16 protein-coding genes are annotated in these 19,795 nt (G+C 38.1%); 7 read left to right on the plus strand and 9 right to left on the minus strand.

All coding sequences use genetic code 11. The features are described 5' to 3' along the window. Nucleotides 1-8: 8 nt before the first annotated feature. Genes fliP through CYP64_RS06015 form a run of 6 tightly spaced genes read left to right on the plus strand, consistent with a single transcriptional unit; the run spans nt 9 to nt 7,847 of the window. A complete protein-coding gene (gene fliP / locus CYP64_RS05990; protein WP_374048483.1) occupies nt 9-731 on the plus strand; it encodes a flagellar type III secretion system pore protein FliP in 723 nt (240 codons plus the stop codon). Then, nucleotides 731-1,996: a TolC family protein gene (locus CYP64_RS05995; protein WP_103649052.1), complete on the plus strand. Its 1,266-nt coding sequence runs from the start codon at nt 731-733 to the stop codon at nt 1,994-1,996. Before fliP ends, CYP64_RS05995 begins: the two co-directional genes overlap by 1 nt. Beyond that, complete coding sequence (locus CYP64_RS06000; RefSeq protein WP_103649053.1) at nt 1,993-2,736, plus strand: efflux RND transporter periplasmic adaptor subunit; 744 nt, start codon at nt 1,993-1,995, stop codon at nt 2,734-2,736. The genes CYP64_RS05995 and CYP64_RS06000 overlap by 4 nt, the downstream gene beginning before the upstream one ends. Continuing rightward, nucleotides 2,733-5,759, plus strand: coding sequence for an efflux RND transporter permease subunit (locus CYP64_RS06005; protein ID WP_103649054.1), 3,027 nt, complete (start codon nt 2,733-2,735; stop codon nt 5,757-5,759). Before CYP64_RS06000 ends, CYP64_RS06005 begins: the two co-directional genes overlap by 4 nt. After that, a complete protein-coding gene (locus CYP64_RS06010; RefSeq protein ID WP_103649055.1) occupies nt 5,756-6,991 on the plus strand; it encodes a TolC family protein in 1,236 nt (411 codons plus the stop codon). Before CYP64_RS06005 ends, CYP64_RS06010 begins: the two co-directional genes overlap by 4 nt. Next, the gene (locus CYP64_RS06015) at nt 6,984-7,847 is read left to right on the plus strand and encodes an EamA family transporter (RefSeq protein WP_103649056.1); all 864 of its coding nucleotides are present in this window, start codon (nt 6,984-6,986) and stop codon (nt 7,845-7,847) included. Before CYP64_RS06010 ends, CYP64_RS06015 begins: the two co-directional genes overlap by 8 nt. On the opposite strand, the gene CYP64_RS06020 is transcribed toward CYP64_RS06015, so the two are convergent. From CYP64_RS06020 to CYP64_RS06060, 9 genes are all read right to left on the minus strand, one after another. Then, nucleotides 7,844-9,118, minus strand: a complete 1,275-nt coding sequence (locus CYP64_RS06020) for a ComEC/Rec2 family competence protein (RefSeq protein ID WP_103649057.1) — start codon at nt 9,116-9,118, stop codon at nt 7,844-7,846. The two genes, CYP64_RS06015 and CYP64_RS06020, sit on opposite strands and share 4 nt — an antisense overlap. Beyond that, nucleotides 9,118-10,530 (minus strand): replicative DNA helicase, encoded by a 1,413-nt coding sequence (locus tag CYP64_RS06025; protein WP_072594392.1) that lies wholly within the window; start codon nt 10,528-10,530, stop codon nt 9,118-9,120. Before CYP64_RS06025 ends, CYP64_RS06020 begins: the two co-directional genes overlap by 1 nt. 10 nt (nt 10,531-10,540) lie before the next feature. Continuing rightward, nucleotides 10,541-11,599, minus strand: coding sequence for a flavodoxin-dependent (E)-4-hydroxy-3-methylbut-2-enyl-diphosphate synthase (ispG, locus tag CYP64_RS06030; RefSeq protein ID WP_103649058.1), 1,059 nt, complete (start codon nt 11,597-11,599; stop codon nt 10,541-10,543). A 535-nt stretch (nt 11,600-12,134) separates the two neighbouring features. Continuing rightward, on the minus strand, nt 12,135-13,145 hold the full coding sequence (locus CYP64_RS06035; RefSeq protein WP_103649059.1) for a hypothetical protein: 1,011 nt from the start codon (nt 13,143-13,145) through the stop codon (nt 12,135-12,137). Beyond that, on the minus strand, nt 13,120-14,508 hold the full coding sequence (locus tag CYP64_RS06040) for an MBOAT family O-acyltransferase (RefSeq protein ID WP_103649060.1): 1,389 nt from the start codon (nt 14,506-14,508) through the stop codon (nt 13,120-13,122). Before CYP64_RS06040 ends, CYP64_RS06035 begins: the two co-directional genes overlap by 26 nt. 51 nt (nt 14,509-14,559) lie before the next feature. Continuing rightward, nucleotides 14,560-16,413 (minus strand): primosomal protein N', encoded by a 1,854-nt coding sequence (locus CYP64_RS06045; protein WP_103649061.1) that lies wholly within the window; start codon nt 16,411-16,413, stop codon nt 14,560-14,562. Then, complete coding sequence (locus tag CYP64_RS06050; protein ID WP_103649062.1) at nt 16,413-16,829, minus strand: type II secretion system protein; 417 nt, start codon at nt 16,827-16,829, stop codon at nt 16,413-16,415. The genes CYP64_RS06045 and CYP64_RS06050 overlap by 1 nt, the downstream gene beginning before the upstream one ends. Further along, a complete protein-coding gene (locus CYP64_RS06055) occupies nt 16,826-17,062 on the minus strand; it encodes a hypothetical protein (protein WP_103649063.1) in 237 nt (78 codons plus the stop codon). The genes CYP64_RS06050 and CYP64_RS06055 overlap by 4 nt, the downstream gene beginning before the upstream one ends. 13 nt (nt 17,063-17,075) lie before the next feature. Continuing rightward, nucleotides 17,076-17,309, minus strand: coding sequence for a cell division protein ZapB (locus CYP64_RS06060; protein ID WP_021091279.1), 234 nt, complete (start codon nt 17,307-17,309; stop codon nt 17,076-17,078). Nucleotides 17,310-17,434: 125 nt separating this feature from the next. Between CYP64_RS06060 and uvrB the strand changes: the two genes are divergently transcribed. Further along, nucleotides 17,435-19,411 (plus strand): excinuclease ABC subunit UvrB, encoded by a 1,977-nt coding sequence (gene uvrB, locus CYP64_RS06065; protein ID WP_103649064.1) that lies wholly within the window; start codon nt 17,435-17,437, stop codon nt 19,409-19,411. Nucleotides 19,412-19,795: the final 384 nt, after the last annotated feature.

Raw genomic sequence — 19,795 nt, forward strand, 5'->3', positions numbered from 1 at the left:
TGAAAGCACTGCTTGCTTTAGCGGTTTTACTTTGCACGGTTTTTGGGGCTGATCCTGCACTACCAACTATAAATTTAAGTCTAAATTCTCCAACAAATGCCGAGCAACTTGTAAATTCTTTAAATGTTTTACTAATCCTCACCGCACTTGCACTCGCTCCTTCGCTCATTTTTATGATGACAAGTTTTTTAAGGCTTGTTATCGTATTTTCATTTTTACGCCAAGCCATGGGCACGCAACAAGTGCCTCCTTCAACAGTGCTTATCTCGCTTGCGATGGTTCTTACCTTTTTTATCATGGAACCAGTTGGGCAAAAGAGCTATAATGATGGCATAAAGCCTTATATAGCTGAGCAGATAGGCTATGAAGAGATGCTTGATAAGAGCTTAAAGCCATTTAAAGAATTTATGGTAAAAAACACAAGAGAAAAAGACCTTGCACTTTTCTTTAGGATTAGAAATTTACAAAATCCAGCAAATATCGAAGAGATACCGCTAAGTATCGCAATGTCAGCTTTCATGATAAGTGAGCTAAAGACATCTTTTGAGATAGCGTTTTTGCTCTATTTGCCATTTCTTGTCATCGACATGGTCGTAAGCTCAGTGCTGATGGCTATGGGTATGATGATGCTTCCTCCTGTAATGATCTCACTGCCATTTAAACTGCTCATATTCGTGCTTGTTGATGGCTGGAATTTACTAATAGGAAATCTTGTAAAAAGCTTTCACTAATGAAAAAAATTTTATTCATTTTTTTGCCGGTATTTTTGCTTGGTTCAAATTTAAGTGTGATCGCAAACAAAGCAACGCAAAATGAAATTTCAAAGATCAAAGAGCTTGAGCTAAAAAGAGCAAATTTAAACGATGAAGCCACATTAAGCTCATATATGCCAAGCCTCAGCCTAGAGGGTTCATACGGCAAAAATGCAAGCACCTTTCCAAGCATAGTCGCCAAAGAGTCAGCTGGCGTGCTAGCTAGGATTGATTTTTTGCTATATGATGGTGGAGCTAGAGAGGCTAGGCTAAAGATGAGCCAGCTTTTAAAAAATAAAGCTGCCATCGCAAGCGATGAAGCCAAAAACTACCTTGCTTTTAAGGCTGTAAATTTATACTTTAACGCCTGCGCACTTGAAAATATAATAGCTGCCAAAAAGGCTCAGGCAAATTTTTTAAAAGGCGTTTTAGACAAGCTTGAAAAGGCAAACATTGCAGGCCTTGCCGCAAAAGATGAGCTAGAAAATGTGCGGGCAAAATACCACTTGGCAAACAGCACGCAGCTTGAATACAAAAACAAAATGGAGCAAATTTTAAATGAGATAAATTTGCTAACAGGCGAGCAAATTTCTCCACTTAGCGGGGCAAAAATGGCTGATATTAGCTCAAATTTAGCTTCAAAAAATGCCGAGCTTGATAGGCTAAATCAAGATATATCTTTAAGCGAGGCTAAGCTTAGCGAGACAAGAGCTGGCTTCTTGCCTCAAATTTCGCTTTATGACACCTATGGATTTTACAAAAATAACTACGACATCGACCTTGGCAAATATAGCGCTTACCGCCCATATCTTGACAAATATCTAAAAGAAGATACACACGGCAATAAATTTGGTATCGCTTTTAAATGGAAAATTTTTGATTTTTTCGCCACTAGCAAGATGAGTCAGGCCCAGAAGATCGCACTTGATGAGGCAAGGCTAAATTTGGAGTATAAAAGGCGTGAAAATGAGACAAAGCTTAAAAATTTGCAAAGTGAAATCGTGGTACTTACTTCAAAAATCGCTTCACTAAACGAATATGTAAAAGCAAGCGATTTGGCATTAAAAGCTAGCTATGAAAAGTATAACTCTGGGCTTTTGGGATATAGCGACCTGCTTGAGGCGCTCTCTCAGAAATTTGACGCTATTAGCCTTTTTGAAGGGGCGAAAGATGAGCTTGAGATTAAAAAAGCGGAGTTCTTTTTTGAAAATGGCGAGCCGATTTTAGAGAGGATTAGAGATTGAAAAAGCTGATAATTTTAATGATATTTTGCATCTTTTCATTTGCAGCAGAAGAGATTTTTGCTGATTTTGAAGTCTATGCTAAGCAAAGCTCAAAGCTTGCATTTGAGAGCAGCGGTAAGGTGGATAAAATTTTTGTAGATGTCTCAAGCCACGTTAAAAAGGGCGACGTTTTAGCTAGTCTTGATCAAACGAGCCTTGAGATCGCTCTAAAAAAGGCAAAAAACGATCTAGTGCTTGCCAAAAATGCTAGTGAATTTGCAAAAAATACTTTAAGTAAATTTACTCAAGTAAGGGACGTCACTTCAAAGCAAGAATTTGATGAAGTAAAGTATAAATTTGACGAAGCGATACTTCGGGTTCAAAGTGCTCAAATTGCTATTTTAAATGCACAAGATCGCCTTAAAAAAGCTGTTTTAAAAGCTCCATTTGATGGCGTGATAGCTAGTAAAAATGTCGAGCTTGGCGAGAGTGCTTCGCCGCTTCAGCCAGCCTTTGTTCTAAACTCTGAGGAGGCTAAAATTTTAATAGCGATTGACGAAAAATATGCAAATTTAGTAAAAGTTGGCGACATATTTAAATTTAAGCTTGACGCGACAAGCGAGGGAAAAGAGGTTAAAATAGCGCTAATTTACCCAGAGATAAAAAGAGAGACTAGGAAATTTTACGCCCAGGCTTATGACACTGGGCTAAAACCAGGCATGTTTGGTCAAGGAAAAGTGATAATCGGCGAAAATAAATGATAAAAACAGCCATCAACCGCCCCATAACTACGCTTATGATATTTTTAAGCCTCGTTGTCTTTGGCATCTACTCGCTAAAGACGATGAATGTAAATTTGTACCCGCAAGTAAATATCCCAATCGTTAAGATCACGACCTACGCAAACGGCGATATGAACTACATCAAGACAAAGATCACGCAAAAGATCGAGGACGAGGTCTCAAGCATCGAGGGGATAAAAAAGCTTTACTCAACCAGCTTTGACAACCTAAGCGTGGTAAGCATCGAATTTGAGCTAAACAAAGACCTAGAGAGCGCTACAAACGACGTCCGCGACAAGATGCAAAAAGCAAGGTTAAACGCAAACTACGAGATAGAAAAGCTAAATGGGCTCTCGTCATCTGTCTTTAGCCTCTTTGTCACAAGGCTTGATAATAATCAAACTAAACTCATGCAAGAAATCGATGACGTTGCAAAGCCATTTTTAGAGCGCATTAGCGGTGTTTCAAAGGTCAAGACAAATGGCTTTTTAGAGCCAGCGGTGAAAATTTTACTTGATAGATTTAAGCTTGATAAAAACGCTCTTAGCGCAAATGAAGTGGCAAATTTGATAAAGGTTGAAAATTCAAAAGCACCTCTTGGCAAGATAGAAAATGAGCAGATCCAAATGGCGATCAAGTCAAATTTCAGCGCCAAAAGCATAGATGAGATAAGAAATTTAACGATCAAACAAGGGGTCTTTTTAAAAGATATCGCAAGCGTTGATCTTGCTTACAAAGACGCAAACGAAGCAGCGATAATGGATAAAAAAAGTGGCGTCTTGCTGGGTCTTGAGCTAGCTCCAGACGCAAACGCTCTAACCGTGATCGCTCTAGCTAAAGTAAAGCTAGATCAGTTTAAAAGCCTGCTTGGCAGCGAATACGACGTAAAAATAGCCTACGATAAGAGCGAAGTAATACAAAAGCACATCGATCAAACCGCCTTTGATATGATCCTTGGCGTCTTGCTAACTATCGTGATCGTATATCTGTTTTTAAGAAATTTCTCGATCACTATCATCTCAGTCGTAGCGATCCCAACTAGTATCGTGGCAACATTTTTCATCATAAACGCCCTAGGCTACGACATAAACCGCCTAAGTCTTATTGCCCTTACGCTTGGCATTGGAATTTTCATAGATGATGCGATCGTCGTCACTGAAAATATCGCTAGCAAGCTAAAAGATGAGCCAAATGCCCTAAAAGCAAGCTTTGCAGGTATAAAAGAGATAGCTTTTAGCGTCTTTGCGATCTCGCTCGTGCTGCTTTGCGTCTTTGTGCCAATAGCCTTTATGAGTGGTATCGTTGGCAAATACTTTAACTCATTTGCCATGAGCGTGGCAGCTGGCATAGTCATATCGTTTTTTGTTAGTATCTTTCTTGTGCCAACGCTTAGTGCTAGGTTTGTAAATGCCAAACAAAGCGGCTTTTTTCTAAAAAGCGAGCCATTTTTTGAGGCGCTTGAAAATTTCTATGAGAAAATTTTAGCCTTAGCGCTTAAATTTAAGCTCATATTTTTAGCTACAACGCTTGTGGTCGTTGTTTGCTCATTTGCTCTGGCTAAATTTGTAGGCGGTGACTTCATGCCAAGCGAGGATAACTCGGAGTTTAACATCTACTTTAAACTTGATCCCTCACTTAGCCTGCAAGCTAGCAAAGAGAGGCTAAAAGATAAAATTTCACTCATAAATGCTGATCCGCAGGTAGCTTACGCCTACTTCATCCTTGGCTACACAGACGCTAAGCAGCCTTATCTTGTAAAAGCTTATGTTAGGCTAAAGGAGCTAAAAGATAGAGCTAATCACGAGCGGCAAAACACTATCATGCAAAGTTTTCGTGACAAGCTAAAAAGTGATGATATGAGCGTCATCGTAGCTGATCTTCCGGTGGTTGAAGGTGGCGATGTGCAGCCAGTTAAGCTTACTATCACCTCCGAAAATGGCAAAGAGCTAGAGAAATTTGTGCCAAAGATCAGCAAGATGCTAAAAGAGATAAATGACGCAACGGACGTAAATTCGCCTGAAGAAGATCTGCTAAAGCGCGTGCAAATTTCTATCGATGAAGATAAGGCTAAGAGGCTAAATTTAGACAAAGCCAGCGTTGCAAGCGCCGTTTATAGCGCATTTAGCGAAAACGAGGTCTCTGTTTTTGAAAACGAAAATGGCAAAGAGTATGAGCTTTATATGCGCCTTGATGATAAATTTAGAAGCGATACAAATGATATTTTAAAGACCAAGATAAGAAGCAATGAGGGCTTTTTCGTGACACTTGGCGATGTGGCGACGATTAGTTTTGAGCAAAAGCCAGCTAGTATTTCAAGGTTTAATAGAGCCGATGAGATCAAATTTCTAGCAAATACTAAAAACAACGCTCCGCTAAATAGCGTGGCAAATGAAATTTCAAAGAAGCTTGATGAAATTTTGCCAGCAACTTTCAAGTATAAATTTCTAGGATTTGTGGAGCTGATGGATGATACGAACGCTTCTTTTATCTTTACAGTGAGTGCTAGTGCGGTGCTTATTTATATGGTGCTTGCTGCACTTTATGAGAGCTTTTTGCTACCATTTCTTATCATGCTTGCCATGCCACTTGCCTTTTGTGGCGTCGTGATCGGTCTTTTTATAAGCGGCAACCCATTTAGCCTATTTGTCATGGTTGGCGTCATCTTGCTCTTTGGCATGGTCGGTAAAAACGCCATTTTGGTGGTTGATTTTGCAAACCACTTTGCAAATAGCGGCATGGAGGCGAACGAAGCTGTGAAAATGGCTGCTAAGAAGCGACTAAGAGCTGTTTTGATGACCACTTTTGCGATGATATTTGCCATGCTGCCACTTGCTCTTAGCAGGGGTGCTGGCTATGAGGCCAACTCACCTATGGCTATAAGTATCATCTTTGGGCTCATTAGCTCGACTTTGCTAAGCTTGCTTGTCGTGCCAGTGCTTTTTGCATGGGTCTATAATCTTGATAAATTTATAAGAAAATTTTATGAAAGGGAGAGAATTTGAAGAAAATTTTGGCAGTTTTGCTCTTTGCCTTGCCTCTTTGGGCTGGAAATTTACTAGAGATCATCGCTCTAGCGCAAAGTGCAAGGCTTGAGAGTTTGAAAGAATTTAATAAAAATGAATATATAAATAAAAATAAGAGCAAAAAGCTAAATTTATCCCTTGATGGCAGATATACCTTTGTGCCTGATGAGATAAAGGGCGGATATATGACAAAGGCTGGATCGATCACAGCAAAGGTTGAGTATCTTATCTTTGATGGCGGCGCAAGCGAAGCTGCTGATAAAATTTTAGACCACAAGGGCGTGGAGAAAATTTACAAAGATGAAGAGCTGATGAATCTCACTGCTTTTCAGGTCGCAAAGGTCTATTTTAACGCCGTTGCACTAAATTCACTTATAAATTTAGAGACAAAATTTGTGGATAGTTTTGCCAAGGCTGTGGCTGAAAATGAGTTTTGGTTTGAGTATGGCGAGATAAATAAAGCCGAGTTTGATGCGATAAATTTCACGTTAAATAAAAAAAGATCTGAGCTTGACGAGCTTGGGCTTAAGCTAGCAGAGCTAAACTCAAGGATAAATTTACTCTCAAACGGCGAGATCGGCTTTAATGCTGGCTCAAAGATAGTGATGCCTGATTTTAGCAAAGATGATATAAGCGCAAAACTTGGGGCGATGGAGCAAGAAAAATTTATAAAAGAGCAAGAAAATGAGAAGCAAAAGAGTAAATTTGCTCCAAAAATTTACTTAAAAGATACGCAAAGTGTGAATAATAACAGCTTTAAAAAAGGTGAGAGGACGACTTCGCAGATGATAGGCGCTTACGCTGATGCGAACAGGCCTAGAGTGGAGTTTGAGTGGAAGCTACCTGATAGCTTAAGTCTTAGCAAGCAAAGTCAAGTTAAACGCATTGAAGAGCAAAAGGCGGCACTTGATCTAAGCGATGAGGAAAATAGGATAATCACTCGCCTAAAAGAGCTAGAAAGCACGATCAAAGGCTTAAGTGCAAAGTTAAATTTGCAAGATTTTAAGCAAGGTAAGCTTGATAGTGATTTTGTTGATTTGCTAAATGGCTATCTTGATGGCGAGATAAAATATGAAGAATTTCTATTTGTGAGTGAGAAAAATTTTAGTGATAGGGCAAATTTTATCCTTGATGGCGATCTACTTGAGCTAAACAAGCTTGAGTATTTTTTTGAATGTGCAAGAAAAATAAATGAGGTGATAATTGAATAAACTGATCTTTGTAACCATTTTGTGGGCGTTTAGCTTTAGTTTGATAGGGGAATTTTTAGCTGGTAAGGTTGATAGCTATTTGGCTGTTTTTATTCGGGTTGCGCTTGCGAGCTTAGTCTTTTTGCCATTTACAAAATTTCGTGGCATCAGCCCAAAGCTAGCATTTGGCATAATGGCGATCGGAGCGGTGCAAATAGGACTTATGTATCTATTTTATTACAATTCATTTTTGTATCTAAGCGTGCCAGAAGTCGCACTTTTTACCATTTTTACGCCGTTTTATGTGACGCTCATCTATGACGCATTTAGCTTTAAATTTAGACCACTTTATCTATTTAGCGTTGGCGTTGCAGTTTTTGGAGCTTTGGTCATAAAATACGGTGCTATAAACGATGGTGTATTAAAGGGCTTTTTGCTAGTGCAAGCGGCAAATATCTGCTTTGGAGCAGGGCAGAGCGCATATAAAGCACTTTTAGAAAAATTTGACGTGGATCAAAAAAATGTCTTTGGCTACTTTCACTTTGGGGCATTTTTTGTAGCTGTCGTTGCGCTTCTTACTCTTGGCAATCCAGCCAAATTTTCACTTACTTCAACGCAAATTTTAGTGCTTCTCTGGCTTGGCATAGTCGCTAGTGGAGTTGGGTATTTTATGTGGAACAAAGGTGCTTGCGAAGTTGATAGTGGCGTGCTTGCCATTATGAATAACGCTCTCATTCCAGCCGCCATCATCGTAAATTTAGTCTTTTGGCAAAAGGATACAGACTTAACTAGGCTAATTTTAGGCGCTGTTATAATGTATATATCTTTGATAATTCACAATAAGATAATGAAATTTTATGGTATGAAGATCGCTTAGGCGTAAATTTTATAGCTAGCAATAGCAAAACACAGAAGTCCAAATAGTGGCAAAATGTAGAATATTGATCTAAATTTTATAGCTAGAAGTGAAGCGATATTATAAAAGATAAAAATAATAGCTGGCAAGAAAATTTTAGTTGAGCTTAGTCTAAAATTTAAAACATTATTTAGCAATCCATCAAAAATGCCGCCATACGAAGCCATATGAAGTATGGCGCTTAATGGATAAAAAATGCTAAAGATGTAGTTGATAGCAAGGACGCTAAGCTGCTGTAAGCTAATGAGCGGAAAGAAATAAAGCACACAAATTTCCATTGCAAAGCAAACATATAAATTTAAAAGTATAAGATGGATGAAGGGTGAAAATTTATCTTTTAGGTGTTTAAAATATAAAAATATGTAAAAAACGCCCATGAGTGAAAAGTAAAAACCTACGCTAAAAAGTAGCTGCGGAAATAGCGATATACTAACAAGTGCCACTATAAAAAGTGTTTTGAAGTTTAAAATTTTAACACCTTTTAACGCGCAATAAAATCCTAAAATACTCATTAAGAACGCTCGCAAAAAGCTTGGTATAAAGCCTATTATAAAAAAGTAAAATGACAAGACTATAAAAACGATAATGGCTAGATCAAAGTTGTAGTTTCTAAAAGGTAAAAACCTCGCATATAAAAATTTTAAAAGCGGCCTAAATACAAAAAATATAACCGCACTTATAAAGCCTAAATGATAGCCACTTATGGCTATAAGATGCGCTATACCAAGGTGCGAGACGTCATCTCTTAACTCTGCGTCAATACTTGTGCCTAAAAATAGAGCCGAGTAGAGCTGTGAAATTTTGTTATTTTCATGCTGGGCGTAGATTAGTGATTGTAATTTTTGATTGATATTTAGCGTGGCTTTTTGTGGCAGTTTTTCGCGTGAAAAGCTAGGCATGTAAAAGGAGGAAGCAAGATAGTCTTTAAAACTAACGTCTAAATTTATGACGCTTAGAAATATATTATCTCCAGCTTTAAAGTCATCTGTTTTAGCTCCAAGCGTATAAAATGAAAACTCATCAGTCTTAAGCTTTAAAATTTGCCTTTTCTTGCCGTCATCTCCAAGCTTTTCATAGCTAGAAATCACGGTTGCTGTTAGCTCTTGTTCGCCTTTGTCCATGAAAATTTGATATTTATGGTAGCTAATAGCTAAATTTATAGAAAAAATACAAAGGCAAAACAGACAAAATATAGTAAAAATTTCTCTATTTTTTAAAGCTTTAAAACGCATCAGCCTTCAAATGAAACATCAGATACTGGCATTGCAGACATATCTTCAAACCTTGAGTGTTGCTTTTGAAAGAGCACATCAACTGAGCCAGTTTCGCCATTTCTATTTTTGCCAACTATGATCTCAGCCTTTTCTTGAAGCTTATTAAAGACGTGATTGCTCTTGTACTCTTTGCCCTCGGCACTTGCGCGTTTTTCTTTCTCTTTTTCTTCTTGTTCTAGATAAAACTCATCTCTATAGACAAAAAGAATGATGTCAGCATCTTGCTCGATCGCGCCTGACTCTCTTAGATCGCTTAGCATAGGGCGTTTATTTGCGCGAGATTCTAGGCTTCTGTTTAGCTGAGAAAGAGCGATGATTGGCATATCTAGCTCACGTGCTAAAAGCTTTAATCCACGAGAAATTTCAGCTATTTGGACGTGACGATCAGCGTAGTTATTTGTACTCATCATAAGACCGATGTAGTCGATCACACAAAGTGAAATTTCAGGATGCATAGCCTTTAGTTTTCGCATTTGCGTTCTTACTTGATGGATATTTACATAGCCGCTATCATGTACAAAAAGCTTGCTAGCAGCAAACTCCTCACAAGCATCGCTAAATCTAGCCAACGCTTCATCATCCATCTTTGCAGTCATTATGTCTTGAAGTGGGATAGAGGTCTTGCTTGCTAGCATTCTCATCATTATTTGCTCAGCTGGCATCTCGAGTGAGAAAAAAACAACTCCAGCATTATTTTTTAAAACCTGACTCATAAAATTTAAACAAAGCGTCGTTTTTCCCATGCCTGGACGAGCTGCGACGATGATGAGGTCTCCATTTTTAAAGCCCTTTATCATCTCATTTAGCTTCTTAAATCCAGTATCAAGTCCAACTATATCTTTTTCGCCAAGCAAGGCCTGAGCATTAATATGATCCATCATTTTCATGATGATCTCTTTGCCTTCTTTTATAACTCCAGTGCTTCCACCTTCTATCAAAGAGTAAAATTCCTGGCTAAGATCATCGACCATATCGCGACTTGGTTTATCTTCATTTACTTTGCTTGGTATATTGTGAGCGATCTTTACAAGACTTCGTTTTATAGATTTTTCTCTTAGTTCGTTTGCGTATTTTTGAATGTCTATTAGGGAATTTGTACCCAAAATATCTAGTATTAGCTCTTCGTCGTATTTTTCGCCAAGTCTATTTTTTAAAAATGGCATAGTTATAGGATCATCGCTATTTAGGCATGCTACCATTGCATCGTATATTTGCGAATGCCCTTTTAGATAAAAATCCTTTGCCTTAACAATATCAAAAATTTCACCTAAAATATCGTTGTTTTGCAAAATGGAGCTTAGTATTGCTCGCTCCATATCAATGTCGTAAAGGTTAGTAAATTCTATCTCGTTAACTCTTTGCTTTGCCACAACTTTTCCTTTAGTCTCTACTTTTTATCTCGTCATCGATCTCTTGTAGAAATCTATCCACAAGCTCGCTCTCAGGCAGTCTTGCGACCACTTCGCCGTGACGCATGATCATGCCATTGCCTTTACCAAATGCTATGGCAACATCTGCACCTTTTGCCTCGCCGATAGCATTTACCACGCAGCCCATGACTGAGACGTTTAACGGCTCTTTTATACCTTTTGTTTTTTCTTCTACGAGCTTTACTGCCGCCATTAGATCAGCTTGCAAACGCCCGCAAGTTGGGCATGAGATGATATTTAGACCCTCTTTTTGACGGCCGCTATCTTTTAAGATCGCCTTTGCGACTTTGATCTCCTCTTCAAGCTCGCCTGTAATGCTAACTCTCATCGTATCGCCGATGCCTTCAAGCAAAAGCCCACCAAGCGCGATCGCGGACTTGATAGTCGCGTGAAAAGTGGTACCTGCCTCAGTAACGCCAAGATGAAATGGATAGTTTGTCTTTGGGCGAAGCGCTCTATAAGCTTGCATCGTGCGTTCAACGTCGCTTGATTTAAGTGAAATTTTGATATCTGTAAAGTCAAAATCCTCAAGAAGCTTGATGTTGTATGAGGCACTCTCCACCATCGCCTCAACTGTACGGCCGTAGCGATCTTCAAACTGCTTTTCAAGCGAGCCAGAATTTACACCTATGCGGATAGGTAAATTTCGCTGTTTGCAGGCATCAACGACTGCTTTTATATTTTTGGCTGAGCCTATATTGCCGGGATTTATGCGGATAGCATCGACAAATTCGCTAACGATGAGCGCATAGGTGTGGTTAAAATGGATGTCTGCAACGACTGGAATAGGTGAGCTTGCAACGATCTGCTTTAGCGCGCTGGCATCCTCTTTATCAAAAACTGCGCAGCGCACAATATCACAGCCCGCAAAATATAGCCTTTGTATCTGCTCAAGCGTGCCTTTTACGTCTTTTGTCTTTGAAAATGTCATTGATTGCACGGATATTGGTGCGTCACCGCCTATTTTTACGTCCCTGATTTTTATCTGTTTCGTGGAGTATCTTTGCAAATTTGGCCTTTAAATTCTAGCGATATTATAATAAATTTTGGCTCAATTAAACTTAAGCAGATTTTTAGCTGCGATTACATCTTGCTGTTTATAAGACCTCTTATTATCTTTAGTAAAATACAATAGAGCTCTTTTTGTAGAAACATCGCTTCGTAGCCACCGCTTTGCTTGTTTTATATCTTTACTGTTATTATGTTACTGTTATTATATCTAAACTCTACTTAACTACGCTCGTAGATACGTCTTAAAAAGCTACTAGCGTAGTTAAATAAAAAAGCAGAACGCATAGTAAGAAATTCTCTTTCTCTTAGCTTCGCTACACCCTCAGCCTTTCAGGAGGCAGTAGCAAGACGCAGTCGCAGCTAAAAATATGCTTAAGTTTAATTGAACTTTAGTTTTTAACTTCGCTATACTTGTTACTTTTTAAGAACACAGTTTTTATCGTAACTTAATACTCCTTTGTGTAAGCTTACATTAAAGAGAACCTTAAATTCTTAAAATATCAACTGCATACTATCCTTATGCTTTAAAAAATTTATAATATTTTTCTTTTATATAGCTCAATCAAATATCTACTATAAAACTCTCTACCTATATTATTCAAATGCTCGTTATCTGCCCATTTTTCTTTTGTTATATGCATACCTGTTAAGTCAATTATTTTTACATTTTCCAAATTATGCATAATTTCATTTATATTGTAACTGTATACATTATTAAATACTGGTTCTAAAACAATGATTACATCTATATTTTTTTCAATCAAAGGTTTAATTATACCATCCTTTATAAACAAAATTGTATTTTTATTTATACCCTTAAGTTCCGTTTTGGAGCTATAATAATTTTCTAAAATATTATTACCAAACAATATTCCGTCACCATTACTGCATTCTACACTATGTCCTGGTCTAATTTTAAATATTTCGCAATCCGAATAACGCCCAACATCCTCCAAGTACTTTGCATTTTTATCTTTATTTTCTATGTCAAATTTGTTGTAAAAAGAAATAATCATATTATAAATAGCTTCTGAATATGTAAAAAATTTATGAAAATTCTTGACATATGTTAATAATCCACTTAAGAACACCACCTTGTCTACTTTAAAATAGTATTTTAAATCTATTAAAGTTGGGCTTTTAATCTCATTTAATTTTTCGTATATTTTATTCACCCTAAAACTAATAACGACTTTTTGCGGATGATAGTTTTTGATAGTGTTAACAATATCAGGATAGTCCTCTAGCTTATTTCCGGTGACGCCAAAATTAAAGATATTAATATTCTCATTTTTAAAAATATTTGTAGATATATGATAGTATGTTCTGCTACTACCCACAAAAATAATATTTTTTTTATAGGGCTCATTTAGTTCAAAGAACTTACTTTTTGACTGTTTATGTGGTGGAAGATATGTAGTTTTTGTAGTTTTTTGATTCATTGATACTATGTGCAATGCAAAATCTAGTAAGAAAAAACCACAAAAAACTAAAAATAGTGATAAAAATATTTTTCTTTTAAAAGTTAAAGTATAAAAACTCATTTGCTTTTCCTAATCTTATTGCCAAAAATGATATAAACAGAAAACAAGTCATTGTTGCTACTTGAGCAATAGTGAATCTAAAATTGCAATTCAACACTTCCACGCTAGCCTTAAAAAATATTACTATAGCCAATCCAGCAATAATTATTAAAGCCTCTAAAAAATTTATAGTAAAATTAAAATCTCCAAAAAACATCCCCTTTAGCACCTTTAGCGCGTCGCCCCACTCCTTTGCCCTAAAAAATACCCACGCGATATTTACGAAGTTAAAGGTTATAAACCAAGCTACAAATTTATTTAGCCTAAAGCCCAGCTCGCTCCAAATCCTTTGGACAATCAAAGCCGCGCCGTGTAAAAATCCCCAAAATACAAATGTCCAGCCAGCCCCATGCCATATGCCACCTATTATAAAGGTTGCCATTAAATTTGTATAGGTTCGTAGCCTGCCTTTGCGGTTACCACCTAGCGGAATATAGATATAGTCTCTTAAAAACCTGCTTAGTGTTATGTGCCATCTACGCCAAAAGTCTTGAATATTTAAAGCCTTATATGGCGAGTTAAAATTTACGGGAAGTTTAATATTAAAAAACAATGCTGCGCCGATCGCCATATCGCAGTATCCGCTAAAGTCAAAATAAAGCTGAAAAGTATAACTAAGGCTCGTAGCCCAGGCTTCAAAGAAATTTAAGACCGTAGCGTTATCAAATCCATTCGTTGCCCAAACGGCAAAAGTGTCTGCAATAACGACCTTTTTAAAGAGTCCGATAGAAAATATAAAGAGTCCAAGAGCAATATTTTTATAGTTAATTACTCTATTTCTAATATTTGCAAATTGAGGCATCATTTCTTTGTGATGCACGATAGGGCCTGCGATTAATTGCGGAAAGAACGTAACAAATAAGCAGTAAGTTAAAAAATCATATTGCTTTGTACCCCCCCCCATAGCACTATCTACAAGATATGCAATTTGCTGAAAAGTAAAAAACGAAATAGCAAGAGGTAAAAGTAAATTTAAATGAGATATTTGAACATCAAAGGCAAAATTTATATTGCTTATTAAAAAATCAGAATATTTAAAGTATCCCAAAAGTGCTAAATTTGCTGCAATACCTAGTACAAGAATAATTTTCTTTGAAATTTTAGGATTATCTTTATTTAGTTCTAACCCAAAGCAGTAATTAAATATCATAGACCCTAATATCAATGGCAAATAGGCAACATTCCACCAGCTATAAAAAAATAGCGATGATAGAACTAAAAAGCCTTTTGCCAAATCGCCGAGTCGCTTTTTGTTTAAATAAAAATATATAAAAAATGTAAAAGGCAAGAATAAAAATATAAATTCGTAAGAGTTAAAAAGCATTAATGTATCCGTTAAATTTTTGGTGAGATTATAGTAAATATTAGTTAATTTCTAGCTAAAATTTACCGGATCGATATCAATGTCGCTAAGTTCGCTTCTGCAAAGATTTGCAGCCTTTAAAAGCATGGTGTGAGTGCTTGAGCGAAGTAAAATTTCATATCTAAATTTACTGCCAATATATTCGATTTGGCACTTGCCGTAGCCCACGATCTCAAGCCCATCACCTTTTAAGGCTTCTAAATTTCTTATAAATTCATTTGTCATGCCCTTTGCTATGCTCTCATCTTTATGTGAAACGACCACGCGAAGAAGCCTAGTAAATGGTGGATATAGCCCCTCTCGGTAGCCAATCTCTTCTTTTAAAAATGCGTCGTAGTCGCTAATGAAGCCTTCAAAAAATTCTCTTTGTTTACTTTGGATGATGACTCTACCAACTCCGTTTCTACCGGCTCTGCCAGCTACTTGCATAGCAAGGGCAAGAGTTCTTTCTCTGGCTCTGTAATCAGGAAAGTTTAAAAGCTCGTCAAAGCCCATAATGACAGCAAGCTCGACGTTGTGGTAGTCGTGACCTTTGCTTAGCATCTGCGTACCAAGCAAGATGTCTATCTTGCCGTCGTTAAATTCCTTTAAAGCCTTTACGAGCTTGTTTTGCGTCGTTATCTCATCCCTATCAAATTTAGCGATTCTGGCATTCGCAAACTCAGCTTGCAGCCGCTCAAGTAGCTCGCTAGTACCAATTTTTTTGGCCTCTATCATCTCGCTACCGCACTGATGGCAGGCCTTTGGCACGGCCATTTTATGCTCGCAGTATTGACACTTTAGCACGTTTTGTTTTTTGTAGTAGCTCATGCCAATACTGCAAAATGGACACTTTAGCGTTTCACCGCAGTTTTTGCAGACTAGATATTTAAAATTTGCCCTTGTTGGCAGGCAGATGACAGCTTGCTTTTTATTTGCGAGTGTCTTTGAAATTTCATCTTTTAAAATTTCACTAATTCCAGTCTCACTCTCGTCAAATATATAGCTCTTTTGCGACGCAAAATATGTCCCCTTTAAGCGAAAACATTCTTGCTTGTAAAAGCTATTAAGGCTTGGCGTGGCACTTCCAAGCACCACTTGTAGATCAAATTTGCTAGTTAAAAAGAGTGCGAGATCTCTTGCGTTGTAGTGGGGCTTCGAGCCTGTATTTTTGTAGCTATCGTCATGTTCTTCGTCGATGATGATGAGTTTTAGCCTCTCAAGTGGTAAAAATAAAGCCGATCTTGCACCTGCAACGAGCCTAACTTTTCCAATTTTTATATCTTTTAAAATTTGCTCTTTTTTCTTTGGCGTGATCTTTGAATGCCAAACAGCTACCGCCTCGCCAAAGAAGCTCTCAAGGCGTTTTTGCATTTGTGGTGTGAGTGAAATTTCAGGCATTAAAAATAGCGCTTGGCTGCCTGCGTTTAAAATTTCTTTAATCTTAGCGATGTAAATCTCGCTTTTTCCGCTTCCAGTGTCGCCAAAGATGAGTGAAATTTTACGTTTATTTATAAAATCCAAAGCCTCTTGCTGTTTTTCGCTTAGTTTGGGTGCTACATTAAAATTTTGATTTTCATAAATTTGATCTACTGCAATAGTGTCATTTGGTTCAAATAAATTTAGACTGACGCCAAGCTCGCATGTGTAATATTTTGAGATAAATATTGCCAATTCGCTTTGCATTGAAGTTAGATTAATCGGTAAAATTTCTAAAATTTTACTTGTTTTAAACTCTGGCTTGCCAGTCTCTTTTATGATAAAAGCAGTAAGAATTTTTCCTTTTAAAGAAGCCTTTACGCCTTGAAATTTTTCTAGTTTTTGATCGCTTTCATAAGTGAGTGGGGCTAAATTTAGCCCATAAAATGCGAGTATGTAATAATGCATTACTGAAGTGATTTGCAAATTTCATTTTCATCACTGCAACCAAAATCGCCAGTATTTTTGTCGTATTTGAAATTTGCTACTTTTCCATCTAACCTAAATGTGTATTTGTCATCGCTTATTCTGTGCCAGCCATTTTTGTTGCCGCTATCTTTTATCGGTATATTTATAACATTTTTAAAGAGTTTGTTTGGATCGCCATCGTCTAGCTTTTGTGGAAATTCTGGCTTTGCTTGCAAGATGTTGTCGTTGTATTTTAGTGAAATTCCACTTCTTATAGCGGCAAGTTGAGTTTTTGCATTTGAGACGGTAGCATCACTTCTAGAAAAAAATAGCCTAGGTATAGCGACTGTGCTTAAAATGCCTAGTATAACTACTATAAATATTAGCTCAAGCAAGGTGTAAGCTCGTTTTTTCATCTCTCTTCTCGCTTTAATATCTCATCAACATTGCCAGTTAAATTTTTTACTGTCTTTATCACAGCATAATTTTCATAACATTTTTCTATAAAGGCGTTTAAAAGCTCTTTTGGTTCGATAAATTGGCGTCCGCCCATTAAATTTTGCCAGTCATTTTCAAAGAATTTAGCAAAATCATCATCAAGCGTGATCGTGTAGTCGCGAGATGATATCGTGAGCGTGATTTTTTTCATATTTTAGCCAAGCTTATCTGCCAAGGACAGCTTCGATTTTTCTCATTACATCGTCAGCTTCGGTATTTTTCTTATCAAGATCCTCTTCTAAGCGCATGATTTGATTGCTTTTTGCCTCATTTTGTGCTTTTAAAGTTACGATCTCGTTGCGTAACTCTTCGTTCGTTTTGCAAAGTTCGTCATATTTTGTAATCAGGTCATTTACTTTATCGCTTAGTGTGGTTAAGATCGCATTATCTTCAAACATAAAAGTTCCTTTAAAATAATAATTAGGCTCGTATTCTAACACGCAGAGGCTAAATTCTTATTAAAATTATCATTTGACAAAGCACTATCTTTGCTATAAAATTCGCCCAAATTTAAAGGCAATCAATGAGTAAATTTGAAATTTCATCTAAATTTAGCCCAAGCAGCGACCAAGCAAGAGCGATAAAAGAGATAGTAAAAAGCATAAAATCAGGCAATAAATACCAAACACTTCTAGGTGTGACAGGATCTGGTAAGACCTTTACTATGGCAAATGTCATACGTGAGCTAAACATGCCAACTCTTATCATGACGCATAACAAATCCCTTGCCGCGCAGCTTTACAGCGAATTTAAGGGCTTTTTTCCAAAAAACCATGTCGAGTACTTTATAAGTTACTACGACTACTACCAGCCAGAGGCTTACATCCCAAGAAGCGACCTATATATAGAAAAGGATAGCTCGGTAAATGAGGAGCTTGAGCGCCTACGTCTCTCTGCGACGGCTAGCTTGCTAAGCTTTGACGACGTCGTCTGCGTGGCTTCAGTCTCTGCAAACTACGGACTTGGTAATCCAAGCGAGTATAAGGGGATGGTGGCATATCTTAGTGTGGGTGAGAAGATAAGCCAAAGAAAGCTTTTAGAGCAGCTTGTGGATATGGGCTACAAGCGCAATGACAACTACTTTGACAGGGGTGATTTTCGTGTAAATGGCGATGTGGTTGATATTTATCCAGCGTATTACAACGACGAAGCCCTAAGGGTTGAGTTTTTTGGCGATGAGATCGATGCGATGTATCATTTTGACGTGCTTGATAATAAACGGCTCAAAGACATTTCTAAATTTACGCTTTATGCGACCAGCCAGTTCATCGTGGGCGCTGATAGGCTAAAGATCGCTATGAAAGAGATCGAAGAGGAGCTTGATGCGCGCTTAAAAGAGTTTAACGAGCAGGGCAAGCTAGTCGAGGCGCAGAGGCTAAAGCAAAGGGTTGAGTTTGACCTTGAGATGATGGCAAGTACGGGTATGTGCAAAGGCATCGAAAACTACGCGCGCCACCTAACCGGTCAAAAGCCCGGAGAGACGCCGTACTCGATGTTTGACTACTTTGAGATAAGTGGCAAAGACTATCTGGTCATCGTTGATGAGAGTCACGTGAGTTTGCCGCAGTTTAGAGGCATGTACGCGGGTGATAGGAGCCGTAAAGAGGTGCTTGTGGAGTATGGATTTCGCTTGCCATCAGCGCTTGATAACAGGCCGCTTAAATTTGATGAATTTATAAGTAAAAAGGCGAAATTTCTCTTTGTCTCAGCCACGCCAAACGAGTACGAGCTTGGTATCAGCCAGGGGCATGTCTATGAGCAAATTTTGCGTCCCACCGGGCTGCTTGACCCGCTTATTGAGATAAAAGATAGCGACAACCAAGTTGAGGTGCTATTTGACGAGGCAAAGGCGGTGATCGCAAGAGGTGAGCGCGTGCTAGTTACGGTGCTAACTAAAAAGATGGCCGAGGAGCTAAGCCGCTACTACATCGAGCTTGGCGTCAAGGTCAAGTATATGCACTCAGACATCGACGCAATCGAGCGAAATGAGATCATTAGAGGGCTTAGAAGTGGCGAATTTGACATGCTAATAGGCATAAATTTGCTCCGTGAAGGGCTGGACTTGCCAGAAGTGAGCCTGATAGCGATTATGGACGCCGATAAAGAGGGCTTTTTGCGCTCGACCACGAGCCTTATACAGACGATGGGGCGCGCAGCCAGAAATGTAAATGGCAAGGTGCTAATGTTTGCCAAAAAGATCACGCACTCGATGAAAGAGGCGATCGATACGACGACAGCTAGGCGTAAATTTCAAGATGAGTACAACAAAGCTCACAGCATAACGCCGCACTCTGCAAGCAGAAATATCGAAGAGAGCCTGCACGTAGAAGATGACGGCGAAATTTACAAGCGTGGTAAAAATTTAGAGAAGATGCCAGCTAGCGAGCGAGCTGCGATAGTAAAAGAGCTGAGAAAGCAGATGCTTGAAGCGGCGGCGCAGCTGGAGTTTGAGAAGGCGGCGGCGCTGAGAGATGAGATAGCAAAGATGAGAAAGTTATAAGGCGATTTTGTCTTTTTCTACTATACGTCGTTGAAATTTCACTCTACTTCAGTCACATACTACATGTATGCTCCTTTGTATCGTAAAATTTCGCCTCGTCTAGCAAAAAAATACTGTATCTTGGGGTTTTAAAATTACTAAACAAAACAAAAATTTTCTTGTCTTAATTGCTTAAATTTATTTGTTCTATATTTGGTCAGAAATTTCTTCGCAGCATTTAAAATCATCACAAGATACTTTGCCTTGATGTTTTGGTAGCCAAAATTTAGATTTTTATGCGTCTAGTCTGCTCAAATTTAAACCGAGCAACATTTAAATCTATCACAAAATATCGCCGCCCAAAAGCCATGGCTCGGCTCTTTTTGCATCGTGAAATTTCGTTTG

It is taken from the genome of Campylobacter concisus (genome assembly GCF_002913945.1).
GTDB classification, from domain to species: domain Bacteria; phylum Campylobacterota; class Campylobacteria; order Campylobacterales; family Campylobacteraceae; genus Campylobacter_A; species Campylobacter_A concisus_P.